The following is a 20,134-nucleotide window of genomic DNA, read 5'->3' on the forward strand; positions in this document are numbered from 1 at the left end:
CCACTATTTTTTAACCCCAGGCATCTATAATCTAGTTTTTGACCTAGCAACTTAAAAATAATTAGAAGGGTAATAGCATTGGCTTTCGAATACCTGCCTCTCATAGACTATACTATCACATTACTATTCCTCATACCTTTCGCGATCCTAGATTATAAGAAGCGGGATATACCGGACAAATACATATACCTGTTCCTGATCGTTGCGATCGCTCTTGGAATAGTAGGGTTTATTGAAGCGCTAGGACTCTACCCTGTACTCAGTTTACTGCTCACATATTATCTGATAGCAGTATTGCCTATCCCGGTAGTATTCTGGATACTAGCGAAACTAGGTTATATAGGTCTCGCAGACTTCTACATACTCCTGTCGCTGTCTATAATATATGGGAATCCCTTGAAATACCCTGCTGTATACTCGTTAGGCACACTCCTCCTAGCACCTCTAGTATACAAGGTGGTTATACTAGCTCTTATAATACAGATAGTCGCCCACTACCTTGTAACAATATATAAGTGGGGTAGAGTAGGGTTCAGGCTACCTCCAGGCCTGTCTCTAAAAGATAAACTATTCCTTTTGCTAACCAGCTGGCCGTTGAGAGTTAGAGAAGTCTTGGAGAAAGAATTCTATACTATAACCCTCATACCCTACGAGCGAGAGCCGGGTAAGCTGGGCTGGCGTGTTAACTACTCTATGAGTATAGAGGAAAAAAGCGGGTTGAGAGAAGCAGTCTTGAAGCTTCTTGATTCAAATATATTGCGGGAAGACGATATTATATGGGCTTCCTACGGGCATCCTCTAATAGTGTACTTAGCGGTTAGTTTCGTTGTTTATATAATTGTTGGTTTCTAGGAAAACTATTCCTCAGGGTCTCTAATCCCTTCTTCTGTGATAACGAAGACAGCCTCGCCTTCTGGTAAGTGTGGTGCGTCAACGATACGGGCTATCCTCTTATTCCCTTTAGATTTCCTCAACTGGACTCTTACACCAGGTGTGTGCGCTAGGACGTGTCCGCCTACTGCTACAGTAGGGTCGCCGTAGAACACATCGGGTCTTGCCATAACCTGGTTTGTAACGACTACGGCTAGATTATATGCTTCAGCCAGCCTCATCAACTGATGCAGGTGTGCGTTAAGCTTCTGCTGTCTCTCGGCTAGATGTTCTCTACCAGGGTACTCGGCTCTGAAGTGGCTGGTAACACTGTCTATTACAACGAGCTTTACATTATTCTTGGGTACGAAGCTGAAGAGTTCTTCTACAATACTGATCTGGTGGTCGCTATTGTAAGCCCTCTGATAGAATATATTCTCCATAACTTTATCAGGGTCCAAACTTACTCCACGAGCCATAGCCTCTATTCTCTCCCATCTAAACGTTCCTTCCGTATCTATATATACGGCTTTACCAGACAGCCCTCCTTTCTCCGGGGGTAGCTGGACGTTTACGCTTAACTGGTGACATATCTGCGTCTTGCCGGAACCGTACTCGCCGAAGAACTCTGTAATAGTCTTTGTCTCAACACCCCCTCCGAGGACATTATCTAATTCCCTGCTACCGGTCGTTATCTTTCTCACGGAAAGCCTCTCGTTCTTAACTTCTTTAGCCGTCTTAAAAGTCAGGCCAAGAACCCTCCTAGCATTCTCGATCAATCTAGCAATAGTAGTCGGCGGTAGGCCTGTTTTCTCAGCTATTTCCTCAGGCCTAGCTACTATCAAAGCCCAGACAGTCGAGTAACCAGCAGCCTCTAGTTTCTCAATAATTTGGGGTGTTACATTAGGTAAATCTTTTACGAAAACTATCTTATCAGACAATCTAAACACCTCTTCTAAACCATCCTATCAAGAAAGAATTATTTTTAAAACGGTTATTATACTGGATGCTAATCTGTTTCGACAAATTCAATAATCTCGTGGAAAGTGTTTCTCCTACAGTAGGGGCAGTAGTGGAATAGCTGGGTGAATTCTTTCTTCAGAGGGAAGCTTACTTCAAGCTTCCAGGTATTACCGCACTCTTTACATCTCAGAACCCAGTATGGTATCTTCTAGTCACCCCTTTTCTCTCTAAGGATACCTTTATCAAGCAATCTCCTCAACACATTATTTAAAACTTCTACTACTACCCCTCTTCTCCCAACATCTTTTAGAACCCTCTGCGAGGTTAAATCTATATCCCCCGTCCTCGTCAAGTCTAGGAGAATCTTCCTCTCAATCTCCGAGAGCTCTTCTCCGAGATACCTTAACCCTATCCTTGCTAAATCAGCTGGTTTTAAACCGCCGAAAGGCTTCCTAGAGTCGATAACGTCAAGCCTCTTCAATATCCTGAGACCTATTACGGTAACATACTCGTTTTCGTCTATATCTGGGTATAACTTTCTTATTTCTCTAATAAACTCTTCCCTGCTTCTGAAACCATCCTTTCTCGCTTCTTCCTCGCTTATATTTTTCAGCATCTTATGATACACGTATTCAACCCTGGCGATAGCTAGAGGTCTGATACCTGTGTGGATTATGATATTCCTGTATTTTACTTTAACAATACCTCTCCTTACAGTAGTAGTCTTCTCCCCTTTCAGGAATCTCTCGGCATAATCCTCTCTGATTATAATATGCCTGCCGAGAAACTTTTTAGGACCTACCAAAACTAATTCTCTCCGGGATATTATTATAGTTGGTAGCTTGCTAGAGGTCTTCTACTAACCAGCATTGGTAGAGTTGGTTCTACCCTAGGATAGCCCCTAGTCTCGCTCTCGATTCTTTCGAGGAATTCTTCAAGCGTCATCACCAGTGTTTCATTTGTAACCCTAATCCTTACACTAAGGGTATTGCTCTTTACCTCTCTCTCGCCTACTACAATTATATAAGGTATCCACTCCCTTCCAGCATCTCTAATCTTCTTACCCAGGCTCTCGTCACGGTCGTCTACGTCTACTCTAAACCCTCTCGCAGAAATCTCCTGGGCCACCCTTATTGCATAGTCGAGGTATTCTTTCGACACGGGTATTATCCTCGCCTGGATAGGAGCCATCCATGTTGGGATACTAGGCGTCTTACCCTGTTTCTCGACCTGGGCGGCTGTGTCGAGAACCATGTATATGTATCTTTCAACCCCTCCGATGATCGCAGTATGTATTATCACCGGGTGCTTCTTGTCTCCTTCCGGCGTAGTATACGTTATATTAAACCTCTTCCCGTTACCGATGTCTATCTGGAAAGTAGCTATCTCCCTAGGTTTCCCAATATTGTCGATGATATGGTATTCTACATTTAGAACCCAGTAGTAGATTCCACTCGGTATCACGGATACTAGGATAGGGTAGTTCTCTCTCTTAGCGAATTCTTTAATATCCTCGATATTATTCTCGAAGAAGTCCTGGGAGACATTGTATAAGGCAACATACCTCCTACCCAGCTTACTAGCTTCTTCAATAATCTTCTCCTGTACAATCTTCGATATTTCAATAGCTTCTCTCAAATCCTTTGTCAGTATATGGAGGTCGGGCATGTAGAACTTCCTCAGCCTGAAGCAGAGATTCAACTCTCCTCTCTGCTCAAGCCTATAGCTGTCTGCGACTTCGAACATGCCGAATGGCAGGTCTTTATAGCTTATAACCCAGTCTCTCAGCATTGCAAACTGCTGGTGGCATGCAGCATACCTCATTACATACCTGTCTTCGTCCACTTCTACCTCGTAGAGTCTGTCGCCGAAGAGGAGGGCGTGTTCTAGAACCGGCCTCTCTTTCAGGTTGAACATATTGCTACCCATTACTCTGAAGACAGGTATACCAAGGCTCCTGACCACCTGCCAGCTATACCTTATCACAGAGTCCATGATAGCTACTGCGTGGGGTCCATACCTCATATGCCCGTGGTCGCTCATAGGCTCCCATTCGAAGCCAAACTTTCTACAGTAGTCGTTAACCCTGTTCTCACCGCCTGGTAGCTCTACGCCGAAGACTTCTTTATCTACTAGTATCTTGAGATCCGGGTAGTTGCTGTAATCGAAACTAGAAGGGTCGAATACCCGCCCGTCTGGTGTTATAATGTAAAATTTCTTCTCCAAAACCCTCCTCGCCGGAGCGGTCTCCTGCTTCCTAACTGTTTTAGAAAGCTCGCTCAACGGGTGCCCGTAGCACTCTAGCGAGAACTCTTTATACCAGCCGAAAGGCGCTCTCTCGACTCTAAGGCCCGTCTTCTTTAGTCCTTCAGCTAACTTCCTAATTACCTCTACGGCTGTAGAAGGAGGGGCTAGCTCGCTAGATAAATGGGCGTAGGGGTAGACTAGTATCGCCTCAGGCCTAGTACTGGATACGACACGGGATATTTCTTCGACAGCCCTCTCAGCAACGCTCGCATCATCTTCTTTCTCAACGGTGGTGAAAACTACTAGGACGTTACTTAACTCTAGCGAGTCCCTGGCTTCGCCGGGTTCTTCGGGTTCTTTTATAGCAGGCTCCCGGATTTTATAGTAGAACCTTCTAGCATGTATCAAAAGCAGCCTCAAGAACCCACACCTAGCTATCTCTACGGAATATGTTTGAGATTATTAAAAACCTAAATTAAAGGTTAATATTCCCGCAACCCATTAATCTATGAATGTGATGAACCCCTTGAAAGCGATCTAATGAGCGCACCTGTCTCAGCTGAAAACTGTAAAGACCCTTCTAGGCTGTTGCGGTAGGGAGGAATCCTTCGCTTACTAGAATATTATGCTTGAGTTTTCTGCCTATATCCCAATACTTTCTGACAATACTCTTAAGCCTCTTGTAGCTTGTACTGCTTATGTTAAAGGTTTTCACTATGAAATCCTCTGGGGGTATGTCCCCCGTGGTCTTAGCGTAGGCTACCATGTATGCTAGAGCGTACCTGCCTCTGAAGCTTCTAGCTAGTAGAGCAGGGTTCTCGCTCTTTATGATCTCTAGCCCTTTCTCAACAAGTTCTTTCAGCCCGTTTTCCACTATATTCTCCTCGGCTAGTATAGAAGCCTTGCTTTTAATAGTATTCACGAACCTACCTGTCTCTAGTACTCTATCGGCATCTATAGTCATCCACGGTTTCTCTCTCACGATCTTATATATTCTCTTGTAGAGCTTCAGCCTAGTATTATAAGCCCTCTTATCTATAATGCTCCTAACCCTAGTATTCCGCCTAGTACCCGGCTCATCACTATACTTCTGCTTGTAGCCATACTCGTAGATTCTATCAACTACTAGACCGCAGCTACCGCAGACTATAACCCCTTCTCTATAATCCCATACTAGGCTACCCCCGCATACAGGGCATTTCTCCATTCTAACACCATGTTAGCTTAAACCCTAGGCTCTTTATAGGAGAGAGTTCAGTCTAGGAGAGGGAGGGAGTAGGGTGAAAGTATTCTTACTCCACAGCGATTTTTACAAGCCTATATTCAACCAGTCTAGTTTTCGACAAGAGCTTATATAGATCATTTTCATTTCATCACTTCTTACTCTTCCACATTAGCCTAGGGTGTTCACAGGTATCCCATGTCCCGCTGTCTCGGGTGTCCAATAAACAAATGTCTGCAATAACATTACTGATCTCTAATCAACCAGCATCTAAGGGGTACTCCGGCTATATCCCCGGACCTGTGTGTTTCATCTCCAAACCTTTATCCGCGGCTAATACTATAGTGCACGATAACCTCCTATAGAACCATAGGTATGGTATTAAATCCATGCCTCTTACGTTGTTGGTAACAGTCTGTATTATATCACATAACAGCTTCGGAACTCTACTACCTCTCCATTCGTCGCTCTTGGAAGAGTCTCATCTTAAGCTTTTCGACAGGCTCCTACTTCTTCACTAAATGGCTCATCTATAGAAATCGCGGTGGGCCCATGAAACGTTAATAGCGGGGAAACAGCATCAAATAATATAAGCTATCGTGAAAATTTAAGCAGTTTGTCGAGGCTGTTTAGAATGGAGGTCTTACCGGGTACAGTGATAGGTATTAGGACAGTAGACGGGGTTGTACTAGCCGGCGAGAAGAGGCTTACCTACGACGGTTTCGTACTAAGTAAAAACGTTAAGAAGATATTCCCTGTAACAGACCGTGTAGCAGTAGGCTTTGCGGGACTAGCAGGTGATATAAACTACTTGTACAGGATCCTAAGGGTAGAGGCTAAACTATACGAGTTAGAGCATGGGAGAGAAATTAGAGCGAGGAGTCTAGCGAAGCTCTTATCTGTAATACTCTACAGCTACAAGCTTTTCCCAATGCTTACAGAAGTGGTTGTAGGAGGCTTCGACGAGGGCCCAGGACTATACGTATTAGACCCTGTGGGAAGCCTTATAGAAGAAAAATACGCGGCTCTAGGCTCAGGGTCTCAGCTAGCGCTAGGTATTATAGAGCAAAACTATAAGGAGGATATGAGTGTGGAAGACGCTAAGAACCTGGCTGTGAAAGCTATTCTAGAAGCTATAGAAAGAGATGTGCTCTCAGGTGATGGAGTAGACCTATTGATTCTAACCAGAGAGGGTGTTAGGAGCGAGGAACATTTAATAGCAAGGAGGGCATAGTAATACAACACCCTGGCTTTAGTTCCTAGCTAGAGAAAAACTTATTTTATTGTTCATTCTAATTACTATTTTAGCATAGTGGGCTTGGTGTATTAGTATGAATATTCGTATTAGCAGTCTACTCCCTCTACTATTCCTGGTTGTAATAATATTATCGTCCTTTGCGACTCTAGCAGTGGGCTACTCGCTAAATCTACCTCCGAGCAAAGTAAGCAACTTAAACGACTTGCTAGGGGTGTTCAATGATAGTAGCCAGGGGAAGATCGTAGACGCTTTCGAGCAGGGTGTACAGGTTTTAAACACGCCTCAGGCAAGCATTTACAAACCCTTCTTGCTGGTAGCGTACAAGCAGGCGCTAATGCTTGCTAGAGAATATGCGAAGATAAAGTATTACATCCCGCTCCCCAACGGTATCGTAGTAGCACATATAGTCACGGACAGAGAAGGACTTGTCAAAATAGCCGGCTTACCCGGCGTCTTAAACATAATGCCTTCTCCCTCCCTAGAGGAATTGTTCTCGGGCGAGGAGAAGCTTAAACTAACAGCAGGCGAGGAGAAGCCTCCTCTACCAGCCCAGGCTACAGGAACCGGAGGCTACTCTACATTCTCCAGCCTAGACATACTAGGTGTTAAGAAAGAGTGGTCTACATATGGTTTCAAAGGTAAGGGTGTCATAGTAGGGGTAGTAGATACAGGGATAGATTTCACAACCCCCGAGCTAGGCCTGGACGCGGTAGCCAGGGACGCTAGCGGCACACCTCTCATAGTTGTAAACGATGAACATATTGCTCTAACGCCTATAACCGTAGTAAGGGATTCTAATGGGTATCTGAATACGAGCGGGGCAATTGTTCCCGTATTTAGCACGCTTCTCTCGGGCACATACGGCACACCCATCGTCTACACTGTGAGAGTAACAGTTAACTGGACTGCGCCACCGGTCAGTAAAAGCGGTATATACAAATTCGGGTTCTTAGAATGGTTCTTCGCAGATTCTCTAACAGGATACTATGTTAGAGTAAGGATCCCGACTCTACTAGTAGATGCCGACACTCCCGGGGTCTACAACGCTGTAATGTTCGACCTGTCTACAGCATTCTACTCCCTATCTGTTACTATGAGGAGTCTCGAGAACAGTACTCTAGGTAGGATTCTATGGGCTGCCCCTAACCCTGCCTGGCTAGACTATAGCTTCAACGACGAACAACTCTTCAAACTAGGAGTTAACGATGTAATAGGCAGGGATTTCAACGGAGACGGCATAATTGATTTCGGTGTCGGAGCAATAGCTGGAGCATATATTGATTCGTACGGGCTAGCAAACTACACCTACTCGTATCCCTACATCTACCTAGGGCAGCCTGGCGAATACCCTGGCCTAGACCCTAACGGCAAATACATCGCCGTGCTAACTGATTGGCATGGTCACGGCACGAGTGTTGCTACAGTGATTGCTGCGAGAGGCAGGCTTAACTACACAGGGTATGGTGGGACGTATAAATTATTCGGAGTCGCCCCCGAGGCTAAATTGTCTGCGGGCACAGGATTCTTCTTTGGAGACCTGATACCGGTAGAGTACTGGCTGGGAGGCTGGGACTGGGTATACGATCCGACCTACCAGGCTCTGTACCCTGTGCCAAGCGGGATTAGGAGAGCTGATATAATAAGCAATAGCTGGGGCTATATCAACCTCGCTAAATGGGGCCACCAAGGCCCTGGTATGGATTATCTATCCGCAGTATTCGACCAGATAATTGCTGTAAACCTGTTGATTAACCATAATGTGACAATAGTATTCGCTGCAGGAAACTACGGCCCAGGGTATACGACAATATCTTCACCGGGCGCAGACCTCTTGATAATAGAGGTAGCTGCTACAACGAACTTCGAGTACTTCCAAATGTATGGATTCCCACCAGGTTATAATAGCGATATTATACCTTTCAGTAGCAGAGGGCCTAATGCACTAGGCTATCCGAAACCGGATGTAGCAGCTGTAGGAGCCTGGGAGTGGGCTGGTGTTAGAACAATAGATGGTAGAGGGTATGGTGCCGTCGGATACAATGAAGGTGCTGGAGGAGGCTTAACCCTCTTCGGAGGAACAAGCGAGGCAACACCGTTTACAAGCGGTGTACTCGCCCTAGGAGTACAAGCCTTCATGGCTAAATACGGTTACATACCGTCGCCTGTAGACCTCAAAGTACTCGTGAAGAGTAGTGCAAACGACGTGAAGTACCCAGCCCTAGAGCAGGGAAGCGGCCAGGTGAACGCCTTCAACCTAGTATCAACTATTATGAGCGGAGGCTTCACAGCCTACTTAACCCAGCCTATTGCGAACGCGTTTATCGAGAACTACGCTAACGTCTACGGGGATTACACCAGTGTCATCGCTGGAATGCTAGCAGACACAGCTCTCTACGCTGTAGTACCCCCTGGCTCGTCATACAACTTCACTATAAACGTTAACGGCAGAGGCTTTGTCTCAGCTAGAGCAGTATGGTACCAGCTCATTAGAGAAGTCACGGTATACGATGGAGTATACAGGTTTACTACAAGCTTATTCACTCTGCCGAGGCTGTACTTCGCTGACGGAGACTACGTCGAGTTCTATATCCAGTTCAAGAACTTAACCTATACTCCACCATACTATGGGCAGTTACCGTCGAGTAGTGGCTATATGATCAGAGCCGACGTATTCGACTACTACGGAGGGAAATTATACAGGCTGACTACGGATGCTAAAGTCGCGACTGAAGACAGGCTCCCAGTAGGCAATGTCTCGATGAAGGTTAGAGGAGACATGGTTATCAGGCTTAGGCCGAACCCGAGCGCTCCAGCTCCAACACCTGTAGCAGTAAGGATTGTAGCAAGGGTTTACAAAGAGATTCCAGCACCCTTCGTATCTTTCAATATGCCCTACTTATTCACTTATATCAATGGAACCGGCACTATATCAGGCAGGATAACAATACCCTCGATGCAGCAGCCTGGAGTATACGATGTGAAAATACTGGTCTACACGCCTAGCAAGACGATCGTTATACCAGCTACCATAATAGTCCCACTCGTGCTAGATGATAAAGGATTCGCCAGGCTATCCTTCTACAGGTCGTTCCTCTCATACGACTCTTATACTCCTGTCGGCTTAGCAGACCCGGTGTACGGAAGGTATACTGAGAGCCTCGACTGGAGGCTTGTGCCAGTGTACGTGACAGACCTCAGGGTCGCAGGCTTCCTGCTCCAGGCTAGCTGGTCTAGTGGCCCGGCTACTTCGCTCGAGGTACTAGTCCAGCCTCCTGGGGGAGCATTCCTGCCTAGCGGCGACCTCAACTTGTTCTCGGCCTACAAGCTGACGGCGTCGATCGGCTATGTTTACAACCCGAACCCCAACGACCAGCTTGCTGGAGTATTAAGGCTGTATGTACCTGTTAAATGGCCGTCTCTATACGCTTACGCTACTGTATACACACACTACAGGATAACGGTTTCACCATCGAGCTATAGCGAGATAATACTAGCAATGGGCTACGCGTACCCAGGCTTCCAGCCCGGGCTCTACAGGTTGCTGATAGCATTCAATAGCTATAGCGGTAGCCTGTTATACGACCCTGTAAAGCTGGATATAACAGTTGTTAGAGCATACCAGGTTAAGACACAGACGGCTAGCGGGTTGAGTGTTACAGCATACTTCTCGGCTCCTTCGATAACCCTGCCGTTGCTAGGCGCTAAAGCCTATAGCGTAACAGACGGTAGTGTAGTAGGCGCTAGCCTCTCGACTATAGTGCTGGGAACCAGGGTCTTCCAGAACGGTTCTTCAACAGTAATATTAGCGGGACAAGGCTACTACCTTGGTTCTTCAAGCAACGGTATAATGTATACGGTAGCTTATACTGTGCAATCCCCGACGTATGTTGAAACAGTATTGACGCTACCGAATGTAACATGGCATTCGACAGGGCTCTACTACTACAATACTACAAGCAATAGCCTGGTAGTCTTTAGCATAGCCTATAACGCGGTTGTTTCAACAGGCTTCTAAAACCTAAAACTATTTTTTTCTAGAATACGCATATTCTCTTCCTGGTAGCAGAATTGTTTGATTACAATAGGGCTATTAGACTACAGAGGGAACTATCAAAGAGAGTCCTAGAGAGTATTAGAACAGCTAGTTTCAAAGCCGATAGCGCTAGGTTTGTAGCCGGGGTTGACGCATCCTATGTAGGCAATCTCTCTATCGGTGTCGCAGTGCTACTAGATTTAGACGGGCTTAAAATTGTAGGTAGATCCTACGCGGTGGTTGAAGCACCTGTCCCATATATCCCGGGTTTACTAGCCTTCAGAGAAGCACCTGGGATTATCCAGGCTCTAGCTAGGCTGGGGAGATGGCCCGAGGTTATAATGGTAGACGGCCACGGCCTAACCCACCCGAGAGGGTTCGGTATAGCATCCCATATCGGCCTAGTACTAGACACTCCAAGCATAGGCGTGGCTAAGAGTAGGCTTTACGGTGAGGAGAGAGTAGAGGAAACTGGCAGGTATATTTACGCACACGGGTTGAGGGCCGGTGCTATATTGAGGAGAGGAGGCTTCGAACTATACGTTAGCATCGGGTATAGTGTTACACTCGAGGAAGCGGTTAGACTAGTAGAGAGAACCCTAGCCGGCCACAAACTCCCCGAGCCGGTTTACCTAGCCGATAAGTACTCTAAGGAGGTAAAAAAGGGGATTGCGACGGGTAAAAAGAAGTAGAGATGCTAACGTGGCAATCTTGTAAGTGAAGGTTTATTGGGCTACAAAGTTAATATCATGATACCGGGCCCGTCGCCTAGCTAGGATAGGGCGCCGGCCTGCGGAGCCGGAGGACCCGGGTTCAAGTCCCGGCGGGCCCGTGTAAATGTATTCTATCGAACCAGCTGGTAGTATCGGGCCTAGAAGTGGATCCTAAGATTATTGGAGAGAATGCCCTGTGTAAATTAGCACTTATCACTAGTTGATATTGCAGCATTGTTAGGATTGTTTAACGCTACACCTAAAATAAACGTCTACGATTTCCCATAGTAGAGGAGTTGTTTTTGGAGCTGGATAGGAAGAAAGCGGGTTATATCGAGGGGCTAGTCTCGGTTATCGTGAACACCCTGATTTTCATTGTGAAATACTACTTCGGGTTGGTATTCGATTCTATAGCTGTAGTAGCAGACGCTATACATACGCTCTCGGACAGTGTTACATCAGTGACAGTGATACTTGGGTTCAAAATAGCTTATTCTAGGCCTGATAGAGAGCACCCGTTCGGGCACGGGAGGGCTGAGGAGATCGCTGCCCTGATTATAGGAGTTCTCCTTGCGGTGGTCGGATTCGAATTTGCATTATCGAGTTATAACAAGCTTATATCGAGGGAAACATATGTCTTCTCATTAACACTAGTAATCATCCTCTCTATTACAGCAGTTGCTAAAGAATTTTTAGCACAATGGGCTTTCAGGCTCGGAGAGAGGTTTAGATCAGAATCTATTAAGGGAGACGCTTGGCACCATAGGAGTGATGCGATAGCTACAGCTCTCCTAGCCCTAGCATTCTACCTCGGAGGTAACTACTGGTGGGTAGACGGGGTTATGGGTATTATAGTATCGCTATTCATAATAGCTACTGGTGCCAGCATAGTATATGAGGCGTCTAGCAACCTGATAGGTAAGGCGCCTAGCCGGGAGGAAGCTGAGAAAATAGTTGATATAGCTAGGAGGGTTAGCGGGAAAATCCTCAGCGTCCATCATATCCATGTCCATAGATATGGGGAGCACGTCGAGGTGACACTACACGTGCATCTACCGAGCGATCTAACCCTGGTCGAGGCACACGAGATAGCTACCCGTGTAGAGGAAGCTATAAGGAGAGAACTTGGGTACGAGGCTACTGTGCACGTAGAGCCTGCCAGCGCCGCAAAGATGAAAGGGCATATCGATTAGATATTGAGAACTATTTTCACCAGGATGCTCAATCCTGCTGAGACGAGTATAACGTAGATAGGGTGTAGCCTAGCGAAATATAGCAGGGCGAAGGCTACTATGAATATCCCCAGCGGTATGAAATTAATGTAGGGAGGGGTCTTTACTAGTAGGACGCTCCTACCTACGGATACTAGGGCGTATAGTATTAGCGCTACTACCGCGGCATTAATCCCTCTGAACACGACTCTAGCCGCCTCAGTACCCATATACTCTGTCAGGAACATCGCTATAACCAGTATTACGAGATACGGGGGTATTACAACGCCGAGAGTAGCTAGTATCGAACCCGGTATACCGCCGAGCTTGTAGCCTATGTATGTAGCAGAGTTGATTGCTATAGGGCCCGGGGTGCTCTCGGCTATACCGAGTATCCTAATAAATTCTTCATCGCTAATCCATTTATGTAGTTCTACAAGCTCTTTGTACAACAGGGCTATCCCACCATAGCCCCCGCCGAACATGAAGAATCCTATTTTCATAAACTCCAGGAATAATTCAAGGAGGCTTACGCCCATAGCCACCCCTCTTAAACCACTCTAATACCCGTATTCTAATAAATAGAGAGACCGCTCTCCGCACAGTAGTAGTTTTGAGGGCGTAAACCTATATAGAGCTCGTGTGTATTTTTAGATCATAGTCTAATTGGAGTCTGGAATGAGGGTTGATACTGCTAGTCTACTGAAAGAGCTCGGTTATAGATTCTATTATGAAGTCGAGGAGGCTAGCGAACCCGAGTATGCTATGGTGAAATTCTCCGATATAGTGCCGGCGTTATCGAAAACACGTATTGGTGGAGAGCTTTTATACAAACATCAATTCGAGGCATTCACAGCCTTGTTGAATGGTGAGAACGTAATACTTGTCTCGGGGACTGGTAGCGGTAAAACTGAAGCATGGATTCTATACGTTCTAAAGAAGGCTACCGAGGGGGTAAATCTTAAGACGATAGTCATGTATCCAACCCTGGCGCTCGCCAACGACCAGGTTAGGAGGATCCAGGAATACTCTTCTACAGTAGGTGTTGGTTTTACACAGGTAGATAGTGTTAGAGTTAGGAAGAAGGCTCAGGGGGCTCTTGGGAGGAGGGTTTTAATAGAAGAGCTAGGGAGGTCTAGTATCGTCGTCACAAACCCGGCATTCCTACTTCACGACCTGAAGAAATTTCTGTTATCACCTTCCAAATCGTTTCTCGCTAATTTCTATAAGTCGGTAGATCTAATCGTAGTAGATGAGATAGACTTCTATAGCCCCCGTAGTATAGCACTACTGTTAGCATTACTGAAAATAATATCGCTTACAGCAGACAAGAAGCCCCAGGTGGCTGTACTAGGAGCAACTATTTCGAATCCTGAAGACCTAGGCTTATTCCTACGGGATATAACGGGTAGGAATTACCGTATTGTAAAAGGCAGGCCTTTCAGAGTCGAGAACAGGACTTATATAGTATTAGGGAAAAACCTGAGGGATGTCTGGCTTAAGATTAGAGATAAGAGTGCTGAGATATTACGTGGGAAGAAGATCCCCGAGGAAGCTGTTAGAGCTATTGAAGACTTCGATGTTTTCGCTGAAAAACCATATTTCTACATACAGTTATTCGAATCCATGGGTATAGAAGTACCTTCTATAACACCTGACTACGCGGAAATACTTGCGAGGTTTGTTGAAGACGATTATGTAACAATAGTATTCACAAGGAGTATCAGCCATGCAGAAGAGGTATTAAGGGAGTTAAAGAACAGGTTCGGCGAGAACATACCTGCAGCAACACATCACCATCTCGTAGCAAAGGAGAAGAGAGAGGAGATTGAAGAGAAAGCGAGGAAGAGGATTATAAAACTATTAATAACGCCTAGAACCCTTTCGCAGGGTATTGATATTGGAGAGGTCGCTAGGATCGTCCATCTCGGTCTCCCAGACGATGTTAGAGAATACTACCAGAGAGAAGGGAGGAAGGGTAGGAGGAAGGAGCTCGGCTACTCTGAGACAGTGATAATACCATTTGGGAGGTGGGACAGAGAGCTGTTAGCAGGAGGGTTTAATGCCTTAAAAGAGTGGCTTGGGCTAGGTATTGAGAAGACTATTATAAACCCGGATAACCTCTACATACACCTATTCACAGGCATTGCGAAACTCATATCGCCCTGGTTCAAGAGCGAGCTAGCAGAGGAAGAGAAAGAAGCCTTATCCAAGGCAGGGGTATTAGGTAGGGGTGCTAGCCTAGATTATGCTAAATCGATCTATGAGAGGATAAACTTCTACGAGTATGGGCCTCCCTACGGTATTAAGAGGTATATTGTCAAGGAGAACAGAGAGATACCGTTGGAGCCAATAGGGCACTGCGACCTCGTAGAAAGGTTCCAGCCAGGGTGTATTGACTATGGTGAAGAAGCTATTGTAACAAGCCTCGAGAGAGGCGGGTCGAGTAGGCGCGTAGCCAGAGTCGTAGAGAAACCGTTTAGAGAAATAGATTTCTACCAGGACGATGCTTTCAGGATTGCTTTGGAAGAGTACAGGTATGTTAAAGATACTTGGGGTGAGAAGCCTAATATAATGAGAGACCTTTTGTCAGGCAGGATTTCGTCGGAAGAGCTCTGCGTAGTATACGTACCGTCGAACGGTTTCGGAGTATACAGGAAGGTCCCTAATAGATGCATATGGACTGTGAGGTCTGAGAAACCAAAGTCTATGAGGATAGGGGGAGAAACCATAGTCTTCTACGATAGGAGGCAGATCTACCTACCGACACCGACCGGCGGCGAGTACAGGGATTTCACCTACGGTTACAGCTTCGAAGTAGACCCTGTTGAAAACGCTGAGCTCATGAGGCTGGCTCTAGCAGCCCTTATGATCATCCTAAGGAGGAGGCTTGGCATAGCGTTCGAGACTATAATGTACGATGTGATCAAGATAGGCGAGCATAAGTACTTTAACCTCCACGAGCCTGAAGCAGCCGGGTTGATAGATAAACTAAATTGGCATAGCGTTAAAAAGATCGTGGAAGAATACGAATTTACCTCCCTGGACAGGATACTCTTATCCCAGATAGATGAGCTAGCCTACTCCACGCTCATATCGATAGAGTTCAGATGGGATATTGTGAAACAGGAGATCATGAGGCTACTAGACTATATTATATCGAGGAGGAATGTTAGTATTATCGTAGGCGGGAAGGAGATTAGAATACCTAAACCTAACAGGTCTCTGAAACTATTATCCCTCTGTGTGGTCACAGAGGTCTCTGGGGAGGACTCTCTAAAACCCTCTCTTCTAACAGCCCTGGGCTTCTTCGATGGTGAAGAGCACTCGTCGGTTGTTGAAATATACCCGCCGATACCCTATATCAAGCCGCCTGAGAGCCTTAGACAGTTAGAATCTTTGATCGCGGAGAAAATCGATTACGAAGACTACCGTGTCATCGTCGACTCTCTAGACAAGACTCTTGAACAACTCAAGAAGGCGAATCTAAGAACGCTGGCTCGAACTCTATCTAACACGCCTGGGGATAGGGTAATAGATATACAGAGACTAGGGAAACCGGCCTGGATGTCTAATCTAAGTATTAGGGATATCCTGTCGGCTACTGGTATTTACAAGGAGAGTATTAGGGTAGAAGACGTAGCGTTAGCAGTATCGGATATCCTGGAGAAAGGCAGGGTCTACCCCGAGAAGTCGGAGATTATTAAAACATACCTTTCGGATAAATGCCGGGAGGTATATCTAAGCTATCTCCTCTTAACCAGCTCCCAGGCCGTAGAGTTGTCAAAGAGCTAACCTCCCGCATTCTAATACTACCGGCAGGTCGCTACTATACAGTTTAATATAGTTATCGGCCGGGTCGAAGAATATCCCGAAAGACCTTAGTTCGACACCCTTTTTGAAAGCATTAACAAGCTCGGCGTAGAACAAGGGATCTATGTCGCAGAGCGGTTTAACACCTGCAGCGAATGGGAGTGAGGAAGCGAATACTAGAATACTCCTGAACCCCCTATTTAAAGCCTCGGATAAAACCTTTAAATGCCCTCTCCCTCTCTCAGTAGGAGCGTCAGGGTATCCAGCGTATCCGTCAATAGTCCAAGCCACAGCGCTTTTCAATTCTATCAATGTATCACTAGGGCATCTCCCGTAGAAATCTATAATGCTACCCCCGATCCTAAAATACCTCTTCAACCCCCGGCATCCATTAGCCCAGTGTAGGAGGTTGTTCTGTATTAGGAATTCCAGGGATTCCTCCTGTAGCCTAGTATCGATTAAAGCACCGTAGCCTCTGTCTCTAACACCTATAATCCTATAGGGGGTTCTGCCGCTAGCAGGGGTTACGAAAACCCTCCTACCCTCCTGGAAGAACTGGAGAAGTCTTCCAGTGTTATTAGTATATCCTTCCACTATCCCTTCTTCGCATTCTAGCAGGCTAACAAACCTGTTCAACCTCCTCATGAAAACGCATTCTCTAACATTATCTAACCCCATTATCTTTATCTCCAACCCTGCCAACCCTCCGAACAAGCCTTGAGAGCTCTCTACGCCATAAAACGATAAGGGATAACGCTATTATCTGCCCTATATCAGGGCTTATACTCGATCCTTTGCTCGTGGATTCTATAATGAATAAAGGTAGTATACTGATAGATACATTGTTTTCAGATACTAGGTAGAATACGAGATAGTTTAGTATTATAGTAGATATCCCTATGAGAGTAATAGATATCTTAAGCCACCTCCCTTTAAATAGGCTGGATAGAATGACTAGGGCAATAATTAGCAGGCATATTATCGAAGAAAGCTCGTACGTCAGCAGCATAACCACCGCTTCTAACCCTTACAGCTATAAGGTACCCGATTATAGAATTCGAATAAAAACATAATCGGTGGATACACGCGCTACGGGGTGGCGTAGAGACTGATCTTGGAAAAACCCTTATTAAAATACCAGCCAATTAGGGAGACTGCGTATATCGGGTTTCAGGTTTAAAACTCCGGTATGTATAAATGTTTTGGAGGAGCCGCCGTAGTATAGCCCGGTCAAGTATGCGGGCCTCTCGAGCCCGTGACACCCCAAGGCCCGGTGCAGGGGGTGCGGGAAACCCGGGTTCAAATCCCGGCGGCGGCATCCGGATTATCTCTTATCGCCTAGTGCTGGTGTAACACCTTTCTGCCCCTGGTATTTACCAGAGTAGGGCTTGTAAACTGGGCTGCTCGTCCTCAGGAATACCACGTGGAGGAATCTCTGGCCGGGGTATACTCTAACAGCGTTTGGTCCGCCTATTAGCTCTATAGTAACCTCTCCTTTGAAACCTGCATCGATAACTGTCGGCGGGATGTAGATACCGGCTCTAGCGAAAGTACTCCTAAGGTTGACTAAGCCGACTAAATCTATAGGGAGCTCAACCCACTCCATCGTGGTTGTTAAAACGTGCTCGTAAGGGTTTATAGTAAAGCCTTCCCCGCCCACCCGGTGACATTCCAAGAGGTCTCTTACATTCATCTCCCTAGTGTCTATAACACCCCCTGTTTTAAACCGGCAGAATTCGCTGCCGAACCTCAGGTCTACACCGTTCTCTCTTACGGTATCTTCGAATAAAGGATTAATCACGAGAAGCTTTTTCTCAATATATACACGAATATCCCAGTCGCTTAGGATCAGATTACCCACCCCCTGGTTGCAAATAGTGTTAATCGGTAAATAAGGGGCAGGTTGAGATAATAGCTGGCCTATATCATTTCCTGGAGACGATACTTACAGTGATGTAATAGTTCTCGTAGACGATTACTTCTCTAATGTTTGTTGTTTTATTAGATAAGTTGATAGAGCCTCTTGGATATACAAGGATGAAATCATTGCTCTCTCCAAGCATGTTTTCCACGATTTTTCCATCGATAGAGTTGACAGACACTAGTTTCCCAGGGCAGGGGTTCCTGACGAAAAGATGTATGAACCTAATAATCCACTCAGGAGCGACTATGGTCTTACTACCGTAGAATAGGGAGGCTTTACCTGCTGCTTCGACAGAGAGCTCGTACATCAAGGGGTTCGGAGGGACGGGTTTTAGTAGAGTAGGTGTTCTATAAAGTACCATGTACATTGTTTGATTAAAATAGTCGCCGCTGGGTAGAATACTGTATACTCCCGGCAGTACTACCAGTAGGCAGAGGGAGAAAACTCCTATCCTCCCTAATATAAAGGACATTGTAGTTATAGAAGAAGAGATTATCAGCGGGGCGATAATCATTAGAACCCTATCCCATTCTCCTCCTACGGGGTTGTAGACAGGTGCTAGCACCGGTGCTAGGGCTATAAGGAATAAAACTAGCGAGATCATGGCTGAGGGCATGTTTCTCAACGCGTTTTTAACAGACCATGCTAAGTACGCAGGTAGTAAAGGACCGAGCGTAAGCAGGATGCGTGTAAGCTCTGAGGAAGCCTGGTCTGGGAGATAGCTTGTTGAGACAGTCGGCGACGAGATAATTAATATACTATTGTATGCTACAGGCTGGGTCTGTATAAAGAATGTAGTCAGCAGGTAGAATAACGCTGATGCGGAAAGGTAGAGTAATCCTTTAGAAAACTCTCTATTCCTAGCTTTGATAATAAATACAATTGCCGATGCAATACTAGATGCGAAACCCCCGAATTCGCTGGATAGTGTGGAGGCGAGCATTAATAGTAGCGGTTTTAGAAGAGAGCCTGTATCTACAGTGATAATTGCGGCTAGGAAGAAAACTTCTGCTAGGAGCTGTTTCATCAAGTCTCATGACTCCCTCAACATGATAATAGAAAGGGATGTAGTAATCCCTACGATCAAGGCTGTACTACTACCGGCTCTAAGGGTTTTAGTAGAATATTTTACAGTGAGAGCTACTATGGTAGCGAACGCTATTGCCGGGTATATCTTGAAGATGTAGAAAGGGTCTACAAATAGGGAGAACGGGTATAGCATCCAGTCTAGCATTGGAGGTATCCTCCTCAAGCCACCCATCCAGTAGTAGACTCCTATGAAACTAGGCTTGGCAGTGAAATCCCTTAGGTGGCTCACGTATTCAACTGTATCGTAGCCAATGATATAGTTGGAGAAGTAGAGTTCAGGCGCTAACCTAACTAGGAAAGCTATTAGAGCTGATACTAGAACAGGGTGGTCTCCTATAACACTAGCCAACAGCCTTATTTGTATGAGAGGGTTTCTAACAATAGAAGTAAAGTTGAAGAGTAGAAGTAGGTCCCCTAGTAAGCAAATAGAGATACCTATTAAGCCGAGTATTATCGACAGCTCGTAGTTAAACGAGTTAATGAGGCCGCCGATGTATAATTTGAGAGGGTTTTCAATAGTAGTCGAGACAATACTATATACTCTCCCTGCGGCAATTACAGTAAAACCTGTTATCCAGAGGAGTCTATGGGATTCGATATCCCTCCTAATCGCTCCTCTAAACCCGGTTACCGAAGCTAGGAGGGCTATCCATAGGGCTATATCTATTCTAGCATAGTAAGCGAGCAGGTCTCCTTGAAATATGGTAGTTGAAGCAACTAGTACTAGGAGGGAGGATAGGTGTATAGCCAGAGGCAGGATTCTACTACCGGCCTTATCCAATCTTATAACC

At 45.8% G+C, this 20,134-nt stretch carries 16 protein-coding genes and 2 tRNA genes; 8 read left to right on the top strand and 10 right to left on the bottom strand.

Annotation, left to right across the window (positions count from 1 at the left end; all coding sequences use genetic code 11):
- Positions 1 to 78: 78 nt before the first annotated feature.
- Positions 79 to 852, top strand: a complete 774-nt coding sequence (locus ACSU1N_RS03095; protein ID WP_440060150.1) for an A24 family peptidase C-terminal domain-containing protein — start codon at positions 79 to 81, stop codon at positions 850 to 852.
- Positions 853 to 857: 5 nt separating this feature from the next.
- On the opposite strand, the gene radA is transcribed toward ACSU1N_RS03095, so the two are convergent.
- From radA to ACSU1N_RS03115, 4 genes are all read right to left on the bottom strand, one after another.
- Positions 858 to 1,811, bottom strand: coding sequence for a DNA repair and recombination protein RadA (gene radA / locus ACSU1N_RS03100; RefSeq protein ID WP_440060151.1), 954 nt, complete (start codon positions 1,809 to 1,811; stop codon positions 858 to 860).
- A gap of 230 nt (positions 1,812 to 2,041) precedes the next feature.
- Positions 2,042 to 2,638, bottom strand: coding sequence for an ASCH domain-containing protein (locus ACSU1N_RS03105; protein ID WP_440060152.1), 597 nt, complete (start codon positions 2,636 to 2,638; stop codon positions 2,042 to 2,044).
- Between the two features lie 23 nt (positions 2,639 to 2,661).
- Positions 2,662 to 4,500, bottom strand: coding sequence for a threonine--tRNA ligase (locus ACSU1N_RS03110; protein WP_440060153.1), 1,839 nt, complete (start codon positions 4,498 to 4,500; stop codon positions 2,662 to 2,664).
- A gap of 160 nt (positions 4,501 to 4,660) precedes the next feature.
- On the bottom strand, positions 4,661 to 5,287 hold the full coding sequence (locus ACSU1N_RS03115; RefSeq protein ID WP_440060154.1) for a TFIIB-type zinc ribbon-containing protein: 627 nt from the start codon (positions 5,285 to 5,287) through the stop codon (positions 4,661 to 4,663).
- A gap of 649 nt (positions 5,288 to 5,936) precedes the next feature.
- Here ACSU1N_RS03115 and psmB point away from each other — a divergent pair.
- The 5 genes from psmB (at position 5,937) to ACSU1N_RS03140 (ending at position 12,499) form a co-directional block, all read left to right on the top strand.
- Positions 5,937 to 6,536 carry an archaeal proteasome endopeptidase complex subunit beta gene (gene psmB, locus ACSU1N_RS03120; protein ID WP_440060263.1) on the top strand — a complete coding sequence of 200 codons (600 nt, stop codon included), beginning with the start codon at positions 5,937 to 5,939 and terminating at the stop codon, positions 6,534 to 6,536.
- Between the two features lie 97 nt (positions 6,537 to 6,633).
- Positions 6,634 to 10,575, top strand: a complete 3,942-nt coding sequence (locus ACSU1N_RS03125; RefSeq protein WP_440060155.1) for a S8 family serine peptidase — start codon at positions 6,634 to 6,636, stop codon at positions 10,573 to 10,575.
- A 53-nt stretch (positions 10,576 to 10,628) separates the two neighbouring features.
- Positions 10,629 to 11,285: an endonuclease V gene (locus ACSU1N_RS03130; protein WP_440060156.1), complete on the top strand. Its 657-nt coding sequence runs from the start codon at positions 10,629 to 10,631 to the stop codon at positions 11,283 to 11,285.
- A 65-nt stretch (positions 11,286 to 11,350) separates the two neighbouring features.
- Positions 11,351 to 11,425 (top strand) — tRNA-Arg (locus tag ACSU1N_RS03135).
- A 183-nt stretch (positions 11,426 to 11,608) separates the two neighbouring features.
- A complete protein-coding gene (locus ACSU1N_RS03140) occupies positions 11,609 to 12,499 on the top strand; it encodes a cation diffusion facilitator family transporter (RefSeq protein ID WP_440060157.1) in 891 nt (296 codons plus the stop codon).
- Here ACSU1N_RS03140 and ACSU1N_RS03145 read toward each other — a convergent pair.
- Entirely contained in the window at positions 12,496 to 13,056 is a 561-nt protein-coding gene (locus tag ACSU1N_RS03145) for a chromate transporter (protein ID WP_440060158.1), read from the bottom strand. The two genes, ACSU1N_RS03140 and ACSU1N_RS03145, sit on opposite strands and share 4 nt — an antisense overlap.
- A 139-nt stretch (positions 13,057 to 13,195) precedes the next feature.
- Here ACSU1N_RS03145 and ACSU1N_RS03150 point away from each other — a divergent pair, with 139 nt between their 5' ends.
- Complete coding sequence (locus ACSU1N_RS03150) at positions 13,196 to 16,312, top strand: DEAD/DEAH box helicase (RefSeq protein ID WP_440060159.1); 3,117 nt, start codon at positions 13,196 to 13,198, stop codon at positions 16,310 to 16,312.
- Here ACSU1N_RS03150 and ACSU1N_RS03155 read toward each other — a convergent pair.
- Positions 16,301 to 17,023 carry a DNA/RNA nuclease SfsA gene (locus ACSU1N_RS03155; protein ID WP_440060160.1) on the bottom strand — a complete coding sequence of 241 codons (723 nt, stop codon included), beginning with the start codon at positions 17,021 to 17,023 and terminating at the stop codon, positions 16,301 to 16,303. The two genes, ACSU1N_RS03150 and ACSU1N_RS03155, sit on opposite strands and share 12 nt — an antisense overlap.
- On the bottom strand, positions 16,995 to 17,339 hold the full coding sequence (locus ACSU1N_RS03160) for a hypothetical protein (RefSeq protein WP_440060161.1): 345 nt from the start codon (positions 17,337 to 17,339) through the stop codon (positions 16,995 to 16,997). The genes ACSU1N_RS03155 and ACSU1N_RS03160 overlap by 29 nt, the downstream gene beginning before the upstream one ends.
- A gap of 201 nt (positions 17,340 to 17,540) precedes the next feature.
- Between ACSU1N_RS03160 and ACSU1N_RS03165 the strand changes: the two genes are divergently transcribed.
- Positions 17,541 to 17,648: transfer RNA gene (locus ACSU1N_RS03165), tRNA-Glu, on the top strand.
- Positions 17,649 to 17,654: 6 nt separating this feature from the next.
- Here ACSU1N_RS03165 and dcd read toward each other — a convergent pair.
- The 3 genes from dcd to ACSU1N_RS03180 all read right to left on the bottom strand — a co-directional run bounded on the left by dcd (position 17,655) and on the right by ACSU1N_RS03180 (position 20,124).
- The gene (gene dcd, locus ACSU1N_RS03170; RefSeq protein ID WP_440060264.1) at positions 17,655 to 18,182 is read right to left on the bottom strand and encodes a dCTP deaminase; all 528 of its coding nucleotides are present in this window, start codon (positions 18,180 to 18,182) and stop codon (positions 17,655 to 17,657) included.
- Between the two features lie 73 nt (positions 18,183 to 18,255).
- A complete protein-coding gene (locus ACSU1N_RS03175; RefSeq protein ID WP_440060162.1) occupies positions 18,256 to 19,284 on the bottom strand; it encodes a hypothetical protein in 1,029 nt (342 codons plus the stop codon).
- A gap of 3 nt (positions 19,285 to 19,287) precedes the next feature.
- Positions 19,288 to 20,124, bottom strand: a complete 837-nt coding sequence (locus tag ACSU1N_RS03180; protein ID WP_440060163.1) for a hypothetical protein — start codon at positions 20,122 to 20,124, stop codon at positions 19,288 to 19,290.
- Positions 20,125 to 20,134: the final 10 nt, after the last annotated feature.

The organism is Thermogladius sp. 4427co (assembly GCF_051933805.1).
In the GTDB taxonomy this organism is placed as follows: domain Archaea; phylum Thermoproteota; class Thermoprotei_A; order Sulfolobales; family Desulfurococcaceae; genus Thermogladius.